Here is a 16,298-nt window from a genome sequence, read left to right on the forward strand (position 1 = left end):
GCGCTTGAATGGCATTCAAGAGGTCAGGAGTTCAATTCTCCTCAGCTCCACCAGAATGGAAATCAGGGTTTGCGGAAACGCAGACCCTTTTTTCGTTTCTGCGCCCGGCCCGCTGCTCGTGGTGCTGGCCGGCATGTCCGCTTTCCGGCGCTTCGCGGCCCGCGCCTGGTCCCGTCACGGGCGGGCAGGACCAGGCCCAAGCGTCGTCAGCAGCGGCCCGCGCCGTTCACGGCCCCGTCATGCGGCCCCGCTGCGCGACGGGGCGGCCGGGAGCCCTGCGGCAGCGTCAGGCGCGCCGGTCCCGTCACGGGAGCCGGGGCGCCGGCCATGTCCTGCCCCAGCCGCCGCGCGTCGTGCCACGGGCGGCAAGCCTCCTTCCCCCGGCCGGGATGTGCGTGCGCGCACACTTGATACATGCGGCTTTGCCGTCCTATCAGGAGCGGTTCTTACTTGTCAAAAGCACAGGCCTGTGCTAGGGTCTATGGCAGTCCTGTACCGGGATGCCCTGTTTTTTCACGCAAGGAGACTCCATGCCCCGCAAGAAAAATACCTGTATGTATCTGGTGGCCGCGCTGCTGTTCCTGGGAGGTCTGGGCTATCTGATGTTTTCCGGCCTGTCGGAGAACACCGTCTATTTCCTCAATGTCTCCGAAGCCAGGGCCGCCACGCCCGACAAGCTGCGCGCGGCCCGTCTGTTCGGCACCGTGGCGCCCGACCATCTGCTCAAGAACGTGGACGGTCCCGGGGCCAGCTTCCTGCTGCAGGACAAGGACGACGCGGGCCTGACCCTGCCCGTGGTCTACAGGGGCGCCGTGCCGGATACCTTCAAGGCCGGTGCCGAGGTCATCGTGGAAGGCGGCCTGCAGCCCGACGGCCGTTTCATGGCCAAGACCCTGATGACCAAGTGTCCTTCCAAGTACCAGAAGGAAAACCGCAAGAGTTAGCGGCGGCACGTCCCGTGCCGCCTGCCGTGCCGCGCGGCAGGGCTGCTCGCGCAGTCCGGTCCCGTGGCGCGGGCGGTCCCGTGCGCGTGCCATGGCAGCCGCCGGGCGCGGAGGCCCTGCGGACGGCGCCCTGCGCTGTCCCGGTCCCGGAGCGGCGCTGACCGCAGCGTTTACTGGCAAACGGCCCTGCCCTCCGGGTACGGCCGCCCCCTCACCGGAAGTGAGCCGCCATGCCGGACGTGGCGAGCCCAAAGGAGCCCCATGTACTTCATTGCCTATGCCATGCAGCTGCTGACCCTGATCTGTGCCCTGGGCGGCAGTGCGCTGGCGCTTCTGCAGCTCTGGCAGCAGCGCGGCGACGCCCTGGCCCTGATCGAGAAGGTCCACTGGGCCATCACCGGCGCCCTGTCCCTGGCCGCGGCCCTGCTGCTGCACGCCCTGTTCTGGAACGACTTCAGCCTGGTCTATGTGGCCAGCTATACCGACAGGGTGCTGCCCGTCTTCTACCGTCTGACGGCCTTCTGGGCCGGGCAGCCGGGCTCCATGCTGTTCTGGGCCTTCTCCGTGGCCATCAGCGGCAGCATCTTTGCCCTGACGCCCGCCTACCGCCGCCTGACGCCCGCCACGCGGCTCTGGTACTGGGGCTTCTTCTACGCCATCATGGCCTTCTTCGCCCTGATCCTCTCCTGCTGGAGCAATCCCTTCGAGATGCAGTCGCCCGTGCCGCCGGACGGCAACGGCCTCAACCCCCTGCTGCAGAACCCCGGCATGATCTTCCATCCGCCGCTGCTCTTCCTGGGCTACGGCGGCTTCACCGTGCCCGCCTGTCTGGCCCTGGCCCAGAGCCTTTCCGGCGGTGAGGGCGAGGACGGCTGGCATCGCGTGACCCGTCCCGTGACCCTGCTGGCCTGGGCCTTTTTGACCGCGGGCATCATCCTGGGCATGTGGTGGGCCTACATGGAACTGGGCTGGGGCGGCTACTGGGCCTGGGACCCGGTGGAGAACGCCTCCCTCATCCCCTGGCTCATCAGCACGGCGGCCCTGCACACCCTCATCGTGCAGGAGCGCCGCAACAAGCTGCACCGCGTCAACGTGGCCCTGATGTGCCTGACCACCATCTCGGCCTTTTTCGCCACCTATCTGGTGCGCAGCGGCGTGGTGCAGTCCGTGCACGCCTTCGGTGACGGCAGCGTGGGCACGCCGCTGACGGTCTTCGTGCTGGCGGGCCTGCTGATCGCCTTCTGGGCGGCCTTCGCCGCGCCCGCGCGCGGGCGCGAGCTGGCGGGCATCGCCAGCCGCGAGGGCTTCCTGGTCATGGTCTGCTGGCTCCTGCTGGCCCTTTCGGTCATCATCCTCGTGGGCACCATGTGGCCGGTCATCAGCCTGCTCTGGACGCCGGAGCCCCACGGTCTGGACGCCAATTTCTACAACCGGGTCTGCGTGCCGCTGGGCATGCTGATCATGCTGCTGCTCATGGTCTGCCCCTGGCTGCGCTGGGACGGCGGCCTGCGCGACGCGCCCCGCTTCTGGCTGGTGCTGGGGGCCTTCGTGGCCTCGGGCGCGGCCTTCTTCTGGCTGGGCTACCGCCAGCCCGTGGCCCTGCTGGCCTCGGCGGGCTCGGTGGCCTGTCTGGCCGGCCTGCTGGCCAGCCTGCCCTCCCTGCTCAAAAACGGCGGCCGCCGCGCCCTGGGCGCGGCCGGGCTGCACATCGGGCTGGCGGTGCTGGTGCTGGGCATGGCCTTTTCCGGTCCCTACAAGCAGGAGTACGACCTGCTCTTCCAGAACGGCAAGGGCGTGCAGCAGGCCGGGGCCTACCGCGTGGAACTGCTGGAAGCCCAGCAGGGCCGCGCCGTGGACCATGACTATCTGGAAGCCCGGCTCAAGATCTTCGAGGGCGATGCCCTGCTGGGCGAGCTCAGGCCGCAGCGCCGCATGTACGACAAGTTCGGCAGCATGCAGTTCTCGGAAGTGGACGTGGTCCCCGGTCTGGGCAACGAGCTCTACGCCTCCTTCCTGGGCCTGGACGAGAACGCCTCGGTGCTGATCCGCTTCAGCGTGGAGCCCCTGGTCAACTGGATGTGGATCGGCGGCACGCTCATGTGCCTTTTCCCCCTGCTCATGCTGGCGCGCGGCCGCAGGAAGGCGATGCCGGAAACGCCGGAGGCGCCGGAAAACGCGGGCCGAAGCGCCGGGAACGGGCCGCAGGCCTGAGGCCGCCATGCTGCGTCTTGAGAACCTGGCCAAGCTCTATGGCCTCAAGGTGGTCTTCAAGGGCGTGAGCTGCCGCTTCACGGCGGGCAGCATCAGCCTGCTGGCCGGCGGCAACGGCGCGGGCAAGAGCACGCTCCTGCGCATCATCGCCGGGCTTTCCCGCCCCTCGGCCGGCGAGGTCGTCCGCGACGGCACGGGCGCGGGCGGCGCGCCCCGGGAGGACGGGCCCAGCCTGGCCTATCTGGGCCACGCCACCTTCGTCTATCCGGGCCTGAGCGCGCTGGAGAACCTGGGCTTCTGGGCCCGGGCCCACGGCCTGCGCCCCTCGCGGGAAAGGCTGCTGGCCCTGCTGGACCATGTGGGGCTGGCGGCCCATGCCGAGGAGCGGGCCGGGGTCTTTTCGCGCGGCATGGCCCAGCGCCTGAACCTGGCGCGGGTGCTGCTGCTGGAGGCCGACCTGCTGCTGCTGGACGAGCCCGGCACGGGTCTGGACGTCAACTCCATGGCCCTGGTGCGGCGCGAGATGCTGGCCGCCCGGGAGCGCGGGGCCTGCGTCATCGTGGTCAGCCACGATCTGGCGGGCGACAGCCCCCTGGCCGACCGCCTGCTGCTGCTGGAGGGCCGCCGTCTGGCCTATGACGGCCCGCCCGAAGGTCTGGCCGGCGTGGCTTCCGTACTCAACAGCGGCCGGGGGACCGGCGCGGCGGCCGCCGCCGGGGAGGTGGCCCCATGATCTCTTTTGCCCTGACCGTGGCCCGCAAGGACCTGCTGCTGACCTTCACCCGGGGCAGCGGTCTGGTGCAGGGCCTGCTGCTGGGCCTGCTGCTGCTCTTCGTGTTCAGCCTCTCGCAGGGCGTGGGCGAACGCATGAGCCCGCAGGGCGCGGGCGCGGTCTTCTGGCTGGGCTCGGCCTTCTGCCAGGTGCTGATCTTCAATACCCTCTACGCGCTGGAAGAAGCCAACGGCGCGCGCCTGGGCCTGCTGCTGGCCCCGGCACCGGTCCAGGCGGTCTGGCTGGGCAAGGCCCTGGCCGGGCTCCTGCTGCTGCTGGTGGCGCAGCTCTTCTTCCTGCCTGCGGCGGTGGTCTTCTTGTCGCAGGAGATCGGCGCGCTCTGGCCCGTGGGCCTAGGCACGCTCCTGCTGGTGGACGTGGGCATGTGCGCGCTGGGCTCGCTGCTGGGCGCGCTCTCGCAGGGCGGCGCGGCGCGCGAGTCCCTGCTGAGCATCGTGCTCTTCCCCCTGCTGGTGCCCCTGCTGCTGGCGGGTATCGGCGTGGCGGCCCAGGTCTTCGGTGCGCCCGCCCCGGACGGCCCGGCCTCGTGGATCGGGCTGGCCGCCGCCTTTGACGGCGTCTTTCTGGCTGCCGGACTGTTGCTGTTCGGCTTCATGTATTCGGGAGACGAATGATGCAACGAGCCTTTTCCGTGTGGCCTGTCCTGCTGGTGCTGCTGGGCGGCGCGGCGCTGGCGGCCTGCCAGTGGCTGATCTTCTTCTACGCGCCCGTGGAGGCCCAGCTGGGCCTGATGCAGAAGGTCTTTTACACCCACCTGCCCCTGGCCTGGTGGGCGCTGATGAGTTTCCTGGTGGTCTTCCTGGCCTCCATCGCCTACCTGTTCCGGCGCTCCCCGGCCGCCGACCGCCTGTGCGCGGCCGCGGCGGAAGTGGGCGTGCTGCTGGCCGGTCTGGCCCTGGTCACGGGCATGATCTGGGCCCGCCGCTCCTGGGGCGTCTGGTGGACGTGGGATCCCCGCCTGACCACCACCCTGGTCATGTGGTTCATCTACGCCGGCTATCTGGTGCTGCGCGGCCTCGACCTGCCGCCCCAGCGCAAGCGCATGATCTGCGCCGTGGTGGGCGTGGTGGCCTTTCTGGACGTGCCGCTGGTCTTCCTGTCGGCGCGTCTGTGGCGTTCCATCCATCCGGCGGTCTTCGCTTCCAAGGGCGGCGGGCTGGAACCGGAGATGAAGCTGACGGTCATGGCCTGCGTGGCGGCCATGGGCCTGTTCTGGGCCGGACTGGTCTGGCTGCGCGCCCGCCAGCTGGGCCTGCGCGACAGGCTGGACAGCCTGCGCCTGCGGACGGAGGACTGAGAGCTTTTGGCAGGGGCCGGCACCCGCCGCCCTGACGACAACGCAGACAAGCGGGCTGGCCCGCTTTCAAGGAGTATCTATGGACAGCAATTTCCTGTGGCTGGCAGCGGCCGGGGCCGCCGTCTGGCTGGGTCTGGCCGCGTATCTGGTCTTCATGGGCTGTGCCCAGCGGCGTCTGGACGCCCGTCTGCGCCAGATGGAGCTTTTGCATGACTGATGCCCGCCTTTCCTTCACCGCCCGCGCCATCATCCTGCTGCTGGGCCTGGGCCTGCTGGTCATGCTGGGCGTCACCGTCAAGGAGCGCATCAGCCATCCGCATCTGGTGACGGAGCGCCCCACGGCGCCCCAGACCGCCATGCCGGAGCAGAACCCCCTGGGCCGCCTGATGCAGCAGGTGGCCGCCGAGCCCACCAACAAGACCGCCCTGATGCATCTGGCCGAGCATCTCATGGCCACCCAGGAATGGGACGCCGCGGCCACCTTTGCCCAGCGCGCCGTGGCCCTGGACGTCAACGACCCCCAGCCGCTCTACATGCTGGGCGTCATCCTGCACAACCAGGGCAAGCCGCAGGAAGCGGCCGAGACCCTGGAAAAGGTGGTGGCCCTGAAGGACGGGGCCCCGGTGCGCTACAGCCTGGGCGTGCTCTATACCTACTTCCTGCAGCAGAAGGACAAGGGCCGCGCCCACTGGGAGGCCGGCCTCAAGGATCCCGGCATCTCGCCCCAGCTGCGCGAAGCCATCGAACAGGAACTGAACAAATAGCGGCCTGCCGCCGCGGACAGCATCGGGGGCACTCCATCGGGGTGCCCTTTTTGCGTGGCGGCCGTCCGGCGCGGCCTGCAGCGCTCCCGTGGCCCGTCCTCCGTCCGCCCCCGGTACGGGCCGCCGCCGTCCTGTCCGGCCCGCTGTCCGTGCCGCCCGGTCCCGGGGGCCGCCCGGCCTGCCGTCGTCCTGTGCGTCCGGCGCGCCCTGTCCGGCCGGCCTGCCGTCCTTGGTGCGGGGCCGCCGCAGGCGGCCAAAAGTGTTCCGCAGGGGGGAAAATCGTTCCCTGCGCCGCCGAAAACGTGACAAGGCCGGGGAAATGTCGTATGCCTGCCCCGTCTTCACGAGACGTTCAGCCCGCAAGAGAGACGCGCCGTGTCCCATCTGACCCGAGAAAAACTGGAAGCCCTGTCCCGCTGCTGGGAACAGTGGGAGAGCGAGGCCGCCACGCCCCAGCGCAAGGTGGCGCGCGCCCGGCTGCATCTACTCTTCCTGCTGCTGCGTTACGGCGGCCTGCGTCTGGGCGAGGCCCTGGATCTGGACGCGCACAAGGATGTGGACACCGTCACCGGCATGGTGCATGTGCCCGGGCCCAACAGCCGCGACGTGCTCCTGCCCCTGAGCGCCATGCGCCATGTGCGCCGCATCCTGAGCCTGCCCGAAGCCGCGGACATGGGCCGGGACTTTTTGCGCTTCGACCAGGGCTTCATCCGCAAGAGCTTCTATGCCGTGGCCCGTCCGCTGGGTCTGGACCGGGCCATGGTGGGGCCGCGCGCCATCCGCTACGCCCGGGGGCTGGAGCTTTTGGACCTGCATGTGCCGGTCAATCTGGTGCAGAAGTTCCTGGGCCAGCAGAAGGCCTCGCAGATAGCGGCCTTCCTCAACTTTTCCGACGGCGCGGCGCGGCGTATGGTGCAGGACAAGACCCTGGGCCCCGCCGCCGGCACGGACCCGCTCTGCAATTCCTTCCTGGGCATCGTGGAGGACATGGCCGTGGGCATGCGCATGGCCTCGGTGAGCGTGCGCACCTTCGCGGACATGCGCCTCAGCGTGCAGTGCAGCACGCGCCGCTTCGTGCACATGGAGATCCACAGCAACCAGGTGGTCACCGTGCTGGTGGACCCTGAGCAGATCGTACTCGCGCGCGCCCGCGCCGTCCTCAGCATGGGCAACTGTCTGCCCTGCACGGTGCAGAGCATCCATCAGGATCAGGTGGAGTCCTTCGTCTCGCTGGAGCTGGCCGACGGCTCGCGCCTGTGCGCCACGGTGGAGACGCCGGGCCTGCAGCGCCTGGGCATCCGCGAAGGCCAGCAAGTCTGGGCCCATTTCCCGGCACGGGCCGCGCGCCTGTGTCTGGACTGATGTTTCCCGCAAGGGGCCGCCGTTCCGCAGCGGCGGCATCGTGTCATCCAACTTCAAGGAGTCGTATCATGAACAAGCTGAAAAAACTCTTCCTGCCCGTGCTGGCCGCCGCCTTCCTGGCCGCCCCGGCCCAGGCTGCCGACACGCTGATGATGGCCACCACCACCAGCACCCAGGACACCGGCCTGCTGGAGTTCCTGGCCCCCACCTTCCAGAAGGAAACGGGCATCGAACTCAAGTGGGTGGCCGTGGGCACCGGCAAGGCCCTGGAGATCGCCAAGAACTGTGACGCCGACGTGCTGCTGGTGCACGCCCCCGCCGCGGAAAAGGAATTCGTCAAGGCCGGTCACGGCATCGACCGCCGTCAGGTGATGTACAACGACTTCGTGCTGGTGGGCCCCAAGGCCGACCCCGCGGGCGTCAAGGGCAAGGACACCGCCGCCGCCCTCAAGACCATCGCCGACAAGAAGGCCGGTTTCGTGAGCCGCGGCGACCAGTCCGGCACCCACAAGGCCGAACAGAAGCTCTGGAAGCAGTCCGGCCTCAACCCCGACAAGGAAGCCTTCTACATCTCCGCCGGCCAGGGCATGATGGCCACCCTGAACATGGCTGCCGAAAAGGGCGCCTACAGCCTCACCGACCGCGGCACCTGGATCAAGTTCAACGCCCAGCAGGGCGCCAGGAACCCGCTGGCCATCGTGGTCGAAGGCGACAAGGCCCTGTTCAACCAGTACAGCGTCATCACCGTGAACCCCCAGCAGTGCCCCAAGACCAAGGCCGCCCTGGGCAAGAAGTTCGAAGACTGGTGGGTCTCCCCCGCCACCCAGAAGCGCATCGCCGAGTTCAAGCTGGAAGGCAAGCAGCTCTTCTTCCCCAACGCCGGCAAGTAAGCCCCGTTGGCGCGTCACGGCGGGGACGGCCTTTGGGCCGCCCCCGTCTTTTTTCCCGATCTTCCCGGATCTTCTCCGTCGCATCTCTGGTGATCTATGGACTATCTGGTCAACGGCTTCTGGGGCGCTTTCGCCCTGCTGGCCCATATGGACGACGCCACGCTCTCGGCCATCTCGGCCACCCTGGTGTCCACGTCCTATGCCATGGCCGCCGCGCTGCTGCTGGGCCTGCCCACGGGCTTTGCCCTGGGCTATTGCGATTTTCCCGGCAAGCGCGTCCTGCGCCTCATCTCCGACACCCTGCTGGCCTTCCCCACCGTGCTCATCGGCCTGCTGGTCTATGCCTTCATCACCTATCGCGGCCCGCTGGGCGAATGGGGCCTGCTCTTCACCCTGCCGGGCATGGCCATCGGCCAGACCCTGCTGGCCCTGCCCATCGTGGTCTCGTGGGTGGCCCAGGCCGTGGAAGGCCTCGACCCCCGCTGCCGCCAGACCCTGCTCACCCTGGGCGCGCGGCCCCTGCAGCTGGCCTGGCTGAGCCTGTGCGAAGTGCGCTTCGCCATCGCCATGGTCTGCCTGACCGCCTTCGGCCGCGTCATCACCGAGGTGGGCATCGCCATGATGCTGGGCGGCAACGTGCGCTATCACACCCGCACCATGACCACGGCCATCGCGCTGGAGACCAGCAAGGGCGAGTTCGCCCAGGGCATCGCCCTGGGGCTGGTGCTGCTGTTCATGGCCTTTGTCATCAACCTGCTCATGACCGTCATCAAGCACCGGGGGCGCATATGAACCTGCTCTACGAGGCCCGCGGACTGGTGCGCCGCTACGGCGCCGTGACCGCCCTGGACCTGCCCGCCCTGGGTGTGGACGAGCTGCGCGTCCGCAGCGGGGAGGTCCTGACCCTGGTGGGCTACAACGGCAGCGGCAAGTCCACCCTGCTGCGCCTGCTGGCCTTTCTGGAAGAGCCCGACGAGGGCCGCATCATCTATCACGGCGGCCAGGATCCGCGCCGCGAGGTGAGCCTGCTGCTCCAGGAGCCCTATCTGCTCAAGACCACCGTGTTCGAGAACGTGGTCCTGGGCCTGAAACTGCGCGGCCGCAGGGACGGACTGGAGCAGGCCTATCAGGCCGCCATGCGGCAGGTGGGCTTCGACGAGCCCGACGCCATGCGCCGTCGCGGGCCCAACGCCCTTTCCGGCGGCGAACGCCAGCGCGTGGCCCTGGCCTCGCGCCTGGTGCTGCGCCCCCGCGCCCTGCTGCTGGACGAACCCACCTCCAACGTGGACGTACGCAGCGCCCGCGCCATCGCCGCCGCCGTGGCCCGATGCCGGGCCGAAGGCGCGGCCATCGTCTGTTCCACCCACGATCCCGCCCTCATGCAGGCCCTGGGCGGGGAGCAGCTCAGGCTGGGCCAGGGCTGGAGCCTGGACGGCCAGGGTATCGACACAGATTCCACGGGATGTTTGCACTAAATAGAGGCTACCCGCCACGCATGCCATAAAGGATGCGTGCCGCCTGCTCCCGCGCGCATCTGAAAAAGCGCGTCGGGACAGGGGGGAGGCATGGGGGCAGGGAACGCCCTCGTGCGCGGGCAGGGGGCTTCCCCTGCCTCCAAAACAGGCCGCGGATAGGGGGTGCACGCTCCAGGTGCCGGGCAGGAGGCGCCGGCTTCGGCAGGGGCCTTTCCCGCTGCCGTGGTGCCCGCCCCTTCGCCGCAACGGGCATGGCCCTGCGGGCGGGCCGCTATCCGCCCGCTTTTGGCTGGCTAATGGGCCCCTCCTTTCTTCTGTAGTCCCATCCTCCCGCAAAAAGCGCTGCCGCGGGACCGGTGCGGACGTGGGGAGGGGACGTTGCCCTCCCAATTTCTCTCTGCTAATCTCCAAACACCTCCTGTCACCTAGCACAGTGCGCCGTGGTTGCCCTCCCAATTTCCCTCTGCTAATCTGGATCGATACCAGCACGCCCATCACGGTGGGCCGTGGTTGCCCTCCCAATTTCCCTCTGCTAATCTGCAGACGTGGACGCCGAGCCGTTGAATTTTGCCGTGGTTGCCCTCCCAATTTCCCTCTGCTAATCTCGTGATGAAATCTGCATTAAGGACCGGTTCCGCCGTGGTTGCCCTCCCAATTTCCCTCTGCTAATCTAGAAAATGAGCACCACACGCACACCCGAAGGCCGTGGTTGCCCTCCCAATTTCCCTCTGCTAATCTCTGCCGAACGAACTTGTCCCACCCTGTCCGGCCGTGGTTGCCCTCCCAATTTCCCTCTGCTAATCTTCAAGGAAGCGCGGGAGAAAGAATACGCCAGCCGTGGTTGCCCTCCCAATTTCCCTCTGCTAATCTACGGCGCTAGGCGTATAGCTAGCCGTCTGCGCCGTGGTTGCCCTCCCAATTTCCCTCTGCTAATCTGTGTGAACGGTGCGCCCCCGTGGAGAAAAGGCCGTGGTTGCCCTCCCAATTTCCCTCTGCTAATCTACAGGTTGCTGAGAGAGATGCTGGAACTGAGGCCGTGGTTGCCCTCCCAATTTCCCTCTGCTAATCTTCACACGCCGCCGGGCGCTGACCATAGCCCGCCGTGGTTGCCCTCCCAATTTCCCTCTGCTAATCTAGACCAAGATGTGCCGAAAGGCTTGATGCAGCCGTGGTTGCCCTCCCAATTTCCCTCTGCTAATCTGGAAACAGGAAAACCTTGTGTTTTTACTGGAGAAAACTGACGATTCTCCTCGTAAGGACACAAGGTTTTCCTGTTTTTTCCGGCCGTGAGCGGCGTTTTTTCAGAACAGCAGCAGTTGCGTGGCCGCCTTTTTTTCCATGGCCGGCATGTCGCCCACCAGCAACAGCATGCGGCCGTACTGTTTTTCCGTCACCTGCAGCAGGCGCACGCAGCCGCGCGGCGGCAGATTGTGTTTCAGGCGGCGGATGTGGGTCTCCACATTTTCCGGGCCCCGGCAGATGCGCGCATAGACCGAAAGCTGCACGCGATCATAGCCGTCCCGCAGCAGGAAGTTGCGGAAACGGTTGGCCTCCCGCTGATCCTCCTTTTCCTTGACCGGCAGGTCGAAAAAGACCAGCAGGCGCATATAGCGCACCTCCTCCCCCGGCATGGTGCGTTCCCCGCTTATCCCGCAAGGCCGGGAAAGGCGGGCAGCGGCCCCTTGTCGGCATAATAGGCGCGCACGGCCTCCACATGGCGGCCCAGGGCCTGCGGCAGCGGGTAGAGGCCCCCCTGCCAGTCCACCTGGCTGTGCAGCAGGCCCAGCAGGGCGCGCTTGTCCTCGGGGCCGAGCCCGCCTTCCCCGGCTTCCGGCATGCTGTCCAGGTGGCGGGCCACCAGCAGGTCGGCCGCAGGCCGCCAGGCTTCCATCAGGTCGTCGGCCAGGTTGAAGGCATTGTACTGGCCCCGGTGATGGATGCCCAGCGCCGGGACAAAGCCCCGCGCCGCCAGCTCCCGGGCCGTACAGGCCCGCAGCAGGGCATAGGCGTAGTTGAGCAGGCTGTTGCGTCTGTCCTGGGCGTCCGGGTCGCGCCGGAAGTGGCGGAACAGCCGGGCCCAGTACAGGCGGGCGGCCACGGCCTCCACATTGTCCGGGTCGCCGCTGCCCACTTTGGCGCGCAGGCAGGCCACCTGCCGGTCGCCGTGACGGCCCAGCAGGCGCAGGCAGGCCGCCTGATTGTCGATCTTGGCCCGCACGCAGGCCTGCCAGAGACGTTTTTTGCGTGCTTCCCCCAGCGCCACCTGGGCCCGTACCGTGGACAGCTGCCGGTAATAGGGCGCCAGGGGCAGCAGGGCCGCGCAGGGCAGATGCCGGGCGTCCACGGTCAGCAGCAGGCAGCCCTGCTCCGCGCAGGCCGAAAGCAGGGCTGCGCTCAGGCGGGCCTGCGGCGTGTCGATGACCACAAAGGCCAGGTCTTCCAGCGGCAGGGCCACGTCTTCTTCCCCGTCCCGGCACAGCAGCAGGCGTCCGGCCCGCAGGTCCAGCCGTGCGGGGCTGCTGACGCACAGGCCCCGCCAGCTCATGACCGGCCCCGGGGGTCAGGTTCCCGGCGGACGCGGAACAGACGGCCGAAGCGGTCCACGCGGTACTTTTCAAAACGCCGCAGAGTGGCGATGCCGATGCCCCGGATGGCTGTCTGGCGGTCATGGGCCAGGGTCAGGCTGATGGCCGCTGTGCTTCGGTCACCGCCCATAAAATAGCCTTCCTTGACTTCGCCTTTGCGGTTTTCCGTCAGCACATAGCAGTCCGGCGTCAGGGAAAAGAGGAAGCGGCAGTCCTCTGTCATCTCGGGCCAATCCTTTTCTTCCTTGGCAGCTACGCAGGCCCGCAGGGGCAGACGCTTGTCCGCCGCATCCTTGGCATAGACGGGCACCATGTAGAATTTGCCGTCACGGCTGTAGATATCCGTGCGCACGATGCCGCCGTTGCTGGCCTGGGCCTGTCCCGAGCCCCGCTGCAGCACCACGCCGCTGCTGAAGGCCCCCGCGCAGACGCGCACATGCCGGATCACGTCGCCGTGGGCCGAACGGGGCAGGTCATCCACGGGCTTGCCCGCGGCCAGCCAGCGGCGCAGGGCCGCCACCACGTCCGGGCAGCGCGCGGCGTCCTTGATCCTGTCCAGGTCGGCTGCCTTCAATCTGTCCACGGCCTTGCGTTCGTAGAGCATACGCCGCGTCTCGCCATCAGGCTGGGGCTCCTCGCGGATGGCGCGCAGGGTCTCCTCATGCAGGGCCCCCTTGGTGCGGGCGCGTTCCACGCGGGAGACGAAGACCGTCGCCAGGGCCCGGCCCACCGTGGCGCTGAAGTCTTGCCACGGGCAGGGGATGCGCAGACGTTCCGTGCCGTCCTCCTCCTGCTGGAAGGCTCGCACCATGCGTTGCAGCAGGCCTTCGCTGCAGGCCGCCACCAACAGGGCGTCCAGGGCGTGATGCCGGTCGCCCGTGCGCTGGCCGTCCGTTTTTTTCAGGCCCTGCACGCCCCAGTGGCGGCGCAAAAAGTCCGTTACCCGGCCCGGCCGCGCGAAGAAACGCCGTCTGTCCCGGCCTTCCGCGTCCTGCATGGGCACGCTGTGGCGGGCGTATTCCTCCGCCAGCCAGCGCAGGGTCAGCCGGGCCACATAGCTGGAATCGGTCAGGTTGCGGGCATGGAAGCGCCCCTGGACTTCCGCGTTCAGGTCGCGCAGCAGATAGTTGCGTTTTTTCAGCCCCTTGAGGGACAGGCTCTGGATCCATTGCCCGAACTCGTGCCAGGCCTGCGGCTGCGTGGCCCCCAGCCATTCCCACGGCGTCCTGCCGCCCTTGGCCTGATTGGCCGCGTGGCAGCACAGGCAGAGATTGTGGAAAGAGTTGTCGAAGGTGCGGCTGCGCGGCAGGATGTGATCCACCTGCACGGCATTAGCGCCGTCGGCCAGCCACTGCGGCGGGATGCGCCCCTCCGCCGTTTCGCCCGCATATGCGCGCTCGCCGCCCGCATGGCGCCACAACATGTAGTAGGCGCACTTGCCGCCCTGCTGCTTCCAGAGCTCGTAACGCTGCAGCTCTCCGGGGCTGACGGCTCCCGGGTCCTTGCCCAGCAGCTCCGCCACGGCTTTGCGGGCGGCCTCCTTTTCCTGTGTCCGCCGGTCCAGACCGCGCGAGATGCGCTTGCGCTCCTCGCCGCTCTTGCCCACGTCACGCAGCAGCTCCACATGCACACGGCCGGGCAAGAAGCCGAATTCGCGGCAGATGGCGGAAAACTGGCGGCGTACTTCGCGGAAGACGCGCAGGACCACAGGATTGCGGATGTCCGTCACGTCGATGGTCCGGGCCGCCTCCGGGTCGAATCCGGCCAGTTCGCAGGCGGCCCTGTAGTCCCCGCCTTCGCGCATGGGCGGCAGGATGGCCTCCATGGCCCGCAGGCTCAGGCGTGCCGTGCCCTGGAAAAAGCCCAGCCGTCCTTCAGCGGCGGCCTGCCGCAGTGCCAGGCGCTGCGGCCCTGCCAGCGGCAGCAGCTCCAGCACGGCGCTGATCTGGCCCAGATCGTTGAGTTCGGAAAAGATGCGGGCCAGGGCATCCGTCAGGCGCAGGCCCGCCATGCCCCGGGCCAGCAGGCGCGCGGCCGGACCGGGCAGGGCGTCCGTGGCGGCCAGCCGGGCGGCGTCGGCTTCGACCAGGCGCTGCTGGTGCAGCGTTGCGTACGCGCCGCCCAGGATGTCCTTCAGGCAGGCCGTGCCCTGGCAGCATTTGCCGCTGCGCATGACCACGTCCGCCCGTTCGGGATCGTTCTCCTTGCCCTGCGCGTTGACGCCATAGGACAAGCCCGCGAAACGCCAGCCGGCGGAGAGGTGCAGCGCCTGGCGCAGCTTTTTGTAGGTGATGGACTGCACGCTGCCGAAGAGGCCGCAGGCCGCGCGGCGCTGTTCTTCGCTCAGGGGCGTTTCTTCTCCTGCTTCCTGCCGCACGCGCAGATTGCACAGGGCCTGGACATAGCGGAAAAATTCAGCCGTGGGCGCGAAGCGCGGGGCGCGGCGTTCCCCTTCCAGAAAGGCGCAGGCTCCCACCATATGGCTGACCGGGGCCAGGGGCCGCTGCGCGAAGGCCAGCTCCGCGTAACGGGCCCGGACGTCCTCCCCGGCCAGGGGGTTGCCCAGCTCCCGCTGGCGGGCGAAGAGGATCTTCACCTCGTCTTCCTGCAGGCTGCGCAGCATGCACAGGTCATAGCGCGGCGAGCCGGTATGGTCGGCACGGTTGCGTTTGCGCTCCCGTGCGGCCAGCAGCGCTCCCACGGTCAGGCCGCTGGCCTCGACCTCCTGCTTCAGCCCGGAGACCGCCTGCAGCACGCGGCCCATCTCCTTGTCGCCGCCACTGCGGTCGGTCTTGCTGTTGGAACGGAAACCGCGATGCTTGGCGATATGCAGCAGCACCACGGCCCATTCCCGGGCCTCCAGCCGCCGTTCCAGGCCCTCGCGGCGCAACTGCCACGGATCGCATTGCGCGCCCCGCCCCTTGCCCAGATGGAAGGCATCGGCATCACGCACGCCGGGCACTCCCAGGCTGTCCAGCAGGGCACGGACACGCCGCATCCTCTGGGCCCGCCGCGCCGTGGTCCGGCGCTGCATGCGGGCCGTGCGCCGCTGGACGTTCAGCAGTTCCTTGGTCTTGGCATCTTCCGGGACGGTGAACAGCCGCACCCCCAGCGCATACTGCACCTCGCCGTCGGCGCGCGTGCGCTGCAACAGCCGCTGTTCCCCTGTCCCGGCATCTTCTTCCACCAATGCCCAACCCAGCGAGCCCACACCTATATCCAGCCCCAGGATCACATCATCTCGTACCTGCATGGAAGCACCCTTGACAGTATATGGAATAAAAGATTATCTTATATCTGCCTTTTAGCAGAGGGCAGTTGGGAGCGCAACCACGGTAATCTTTTCTGTGGAAAAGAGCTCCTGTATGGGGATGGGCCTCGTGCCTGTCCCCATACATCGTTTATAAAGCATCTATGTGTCTTTTCAGACAGATACCTGCCTGATGCACCATATGGCGCAGGCGCCGACCCTTGCGTTTTCCAGTCCGTCCATACGGCATACGGGACAGCACCCGCACGGCGATTTTTCCGGTCGCCGCGACAGGCAGCCCGGCCTGACGGTATCCCCGGTCCGGCAGTCCGGCCTGACGGTATCCCCGGTCCGGCAGTCCGGCGGCCCGGACGTGCCCCTCCGGCGTTTTCGCGTTGCGGGACGGGTGGACGGGGCCGTCCCCTCCGGCGATCTCCGTCCCGGGCCTGCTGTCCCGTGTCTCTCCGGCCCTCCGGCGGAGGCTTTTTGGCATAAGTGAACACGCTTTTCCCTCCATTTTGCGGAATGGACGGCAAAAGCGTGTTTTTTTGCCGCTCGCGGTCCTGCCGGTGGGGCCGTGCCGGGGCCGGAGGGCCGGTTTTGCCGGAAGCGTGTCCGTTTTCGTCAGGGCCGGGGCCGGAAGCGTGTCTGTTTTTTGCTTTTCTTGACCGGATTTTTCTCCGGTGGTTATGGTGGGGCAAAACTGGATGGATGTACTGCCAACAGC

The 16,298-nt window shown here is 67.8% G+C and carries 14 protein-coding genes and 1 CRISPR repeat array; of the genes, 11 read left to right on the plus strand and 3 right to left on the minus strand.

Annotation, left to right across the window (positions count from 1 at the left end):
• The first annotated feature begins 530 nt into the window (after positions 1 to 530).
• The 11 genes from Q1X76_RS05705 (at position 531) to Q1X76_RS05755 (ending at position 9,736) form a co-directional block, all read left to right on the plus strand.
• Positions 531 to 944, plus strand: a complete 414-nt coding sequence (locus Q1X76_RS05705) for a cytochrome c maturation protein CcmE (RefSeq protein WP_300718625.1) — start codon at positions 531 to 533, stop codon at positions 942 to 944.
• A gap of 261 nt (positions 945 to 1,205) precedes the next feature.
• Positions 1,206 to 3,155 (plus strand): cytochrome c biogenesis protein CcsA, encoded by a 1,950-nt coding sequence (gene ccsA, locus Q1X76_RS05710; protein WP_300718627.1) that lies wholly within the window; start codon positions 1,206 to 1,208, stop codon positions 3,153 to 3,155.
• Between the two features lie 7 nt (positions 3,156 to 3,162).
• Complete coding sequence (ccmA, locus tag Q1X76_RS05715; RefSeq protein ID WP_300718629.1) at positions 3,163 to 3,888, plus strand: heme ABC exporter ATP-binding protein CcmA; 726 nt, start codon at positions 3,163 to 3,165, stop codon at positions 3,886 to 3,888.
• Positions 3,885 to 4,562: a heme exporter protein CcmB gene (locus Q1X76_RS05720; protein ID WP_300718630.1), complete on the plus strand. Its 678-nt coding sequence runs from the start codon at positions 3,885 to 3,887 to the stop codon at positions 4,560 to 4,562. The genes ccmA and Q1X76_RS05720 overlap by 4 nt, the downstream gene beginning before the upstream one ends.
• Positions 4,559 to 5,245: a cytochrome c biogenesis protein CcsA gene (gene ccsA / locus Q1X76_RS05725; protein ID WP_300718631.1), complete on the plus strand. Its 687-nt coding sequence runs from the start codon at positions 4,559 to 4,561 to the stop codon at positions 5,243 to 5,245. Before Q1X76_RS05720 ends, ccsA (Q1X76_RS05725) begins: the two co-directional genes overlap by 4 nt.
• 79 nt (positions 5,246 to 5,324) lie before the next feature.
• Entirely contained in the window at positions 5,325 to 5,462 is a 138-nt protein-coding gene (locus Q1X76_RS05730) for a CcmD family protein (RefSeq protein ID WP_300718634.1), read from the plus strand.
• Entirely contained in the window at positions 5,455 to 6,009 is a 555-nt protein-coding gene (locus Q1X76_RS05735; RefSeq protein WP_300718635.1) for a tetratricopeptide repeat protein, read from the plus strand. Before Q1X76_RS05730 ends, Q1X76_RS05735 begins: the two co-directional genes overlap by 8 nt.
• Before the next feature lie 375 nt (positions 6,010 to 6,384).
• Positions 6,385 to 7,371 carry a TOBE domain-containing protein gene (locus Q1X76_RS05740; protein ID WP_300718636.1) on the plus strand — a complete coding sequence of 329 codons (987 nt, stop codon included), beginning with the start codon at positions 6,385 to 6,387 and terminating at the stop codon, positions 7,369 to 7,371.
• Between the two features lie 68 nt (positions 7,372 to 7,439).
• Positions 7,440 to 8,261 (plus strand): substrate-binding domain-containing protein, encoded by an 822-nt coding sequence (locus Q1X76_RS05745; protein ID WP_300718638.1) that lies wholly within the window; start codon positions 7,440 to 7,442, stop codon positions 8,259 to 8,261.
• 96 nt (positions 8,262 to 8,357) lie between these two features.
• The gene (locus Q1X76_RS05750; RefSeq protein ID WP_300718639.1) at positions 8,358 to 9,053 is read left to right on the plus strand and encodes an ABC transporter permease; all 696 of its coding nucleotides are present in this window, start codon (positions 8,358 to 8,360) and stop codon (positions 9,051 to 9,053) included.
• Positions 9,050 to 9,736, plus strand: coding sequence for an ATP-binding cassette domain-containing protein (locus tag Q1X76_RS05755; protein ID WP_300718640.1), 687 nt, complete (start codon positions 9,050 to 9,052; stop codon positions 9,734 to 9,736). The genes Q1X76_RS05750 and Q1X76_RS05755 overlap by 4 nt, the downstream gene beginning before the upstream one ends.
• Positions 9,737 to 10,107: 371 nt before the next feature.
• A CRISPR array of direct repeats spans positions 10,108 to 10,937; the repeat unit is 36 nt; unit sequence GCCGTGGTTGCCCTCCCAATTTCCCTCTGCTAATCT.
• Positions 10,938 to 11,037: 100 nt separating this feature from the next.
• Here Q1X76_RS05755 and cas2 read toward each other — a convergent pair.
• From cas2 to cas9, 3 genes are read right to left on the minus strand one after another with little or no spacing between them, the layout of a single operon-like run.
• Positions 11,038 to 11,367 (minus strand): CRISPR-associated endonuclease Cas2, encoded by a 330-nt coding sequence (gene cas2, locus Q1X76_RS05760; RefSeq protein ID WP_300718642.1) that lies wholly within the window; start codon positions 11,365 to 11,367, stop codon positions 11,038 to 11,040.
• Positions 11,368 to 11,381: 14 nt separating this feature from the next.
• A complete protein-coding gene (cas1, locus tag Q1X76_RS05765; protein WP_300718644.1) occupies positions 11,382 to 12,281 on the minus strand; it encodes a type II CRISPR-associated endonuclease Cas1 in 900 nt (299 codons plus the stop codon).
• Entirely contained in the window at positions 12,278 to 15,574 is a 3,297-nt protein-coding gene (cas9, locus tag Q1X76_RS05770) for a type II CRISPR RNA-guided endonuclease Cas9 (RefSeq protein WP_300718645.1), read from the minus strand. The genes cas1 and cas9 overlap by 4 nt, the downstream gene beginning before the upstream one ends.
• Between the last annotated feature and the right edge of the window lie 724 nt (positions 15,575 to 16,298).

It is taken from the genome of uncultured Desulfovibrio sp. (genome assembly GCF_949282365.1).
In the GTDB taxonomy this organism is placed as follows: domain Bacteria; phylum Desulfobacterota; class Desulfovibrionia; order Desulfovibrionales; family Desulfovibrionaceae; genus Desulfovibrio.

Excerpts from the sequence above, each read along its gene's own strand:
- Q1X76_RS05720 (WP_300718630.1), top strand. The coding sequence starts at position 3,885 with ATGATCTCTTTTGCCCTGACCGTGGCCCGCAAGGACCTGCTGCTGACC.
- ccsA (WP_300718627.1), top strand. The coding sequence starts at position 1,206 with ATGTACTTCATTGCCTATGCCATGCAGCTGCTGACCCTGATCTGTGCC.
- Q1X76_RS05750 (WP_300718639.1), top strand. The coding sequence starts at position 8,358 with ATGGACTATCTGGTCAACGGCTTCTGGGGCGCTTTCGCCCTGCTGGCC.
- Q1X76_RS05705 (WP_300718625.1), top strand. The coding sequence starts at position 531 with ATGCCCCGCAAGAAAAATACCTGTATGTATCTGGTGGCCGCGCTGCTG.
- Q1X76_RS05735 (WP_300718635.1), top strand. The coding sequence starts at position 5,455 with ATGACTGATGCCCGCCTTTCCTTCACCGCCCGCGCCATCATCCTGCTG.
- cas2 (WP_300718642.1), bottom strand. The coding sequence starts at position 11,367 with ATGCCGGGGGAGGAGGTGCGCTATATGCGCCTGCTGGTCTTTTTCGAC.
- Q1X76_RS05755 (WP_300718640.1), top strand. The coding sequence starts at position 9,050 with ATGAACCTGCTCTACGAGGCCCGCGGACTGGTGCGCCGCTACGGCGCC.
- ccsA (WP_300718631.1), top strand. The coding sequence starts at position 4,559 with ATGATGCAACGAGCCTTTTCCGTGTGGCCTGTCCTGCTGGTGCTGCTG.
- ccmA (WP_300718629.1), top strand. The coding sequence starts at position 3,163 with ATGCTGCGTCTTGAGAACCTGGCCAAGCTCTATGGCCTCAAGGTGGTC.
- cas1 (WP_300718644.1), bottom strand. The coding sequence starts at position 12,281 with ATGAGCTGGCGGGGCCTGTGCGTCAGCAGCCCCGCACGGCTGGACCTG.
- Q1X76_RS05745 (WP_300718638.1), top strand. The coding sequence starts at position 7,440 with ATGAACAAGCTGAAAAAACTCTTCCTGCCCGTGCTGGCCGCCGCCTTC.
- cas9 (WP_300718645.1), bottom strand. The coding sequence starts at position 15,574 with ATGCAGGTACGAGATGATGTGATCCTGGGGCTGGATATAGGTGTGGGC.
- Q1X76_RS05730 (WP_300718634.1), top strand. The coding sequence starts at position 5,325 with ATGGACAGCAATTTCCTGTGGCTGGCAGCGGCCGGGGCCGCCGTCTGG.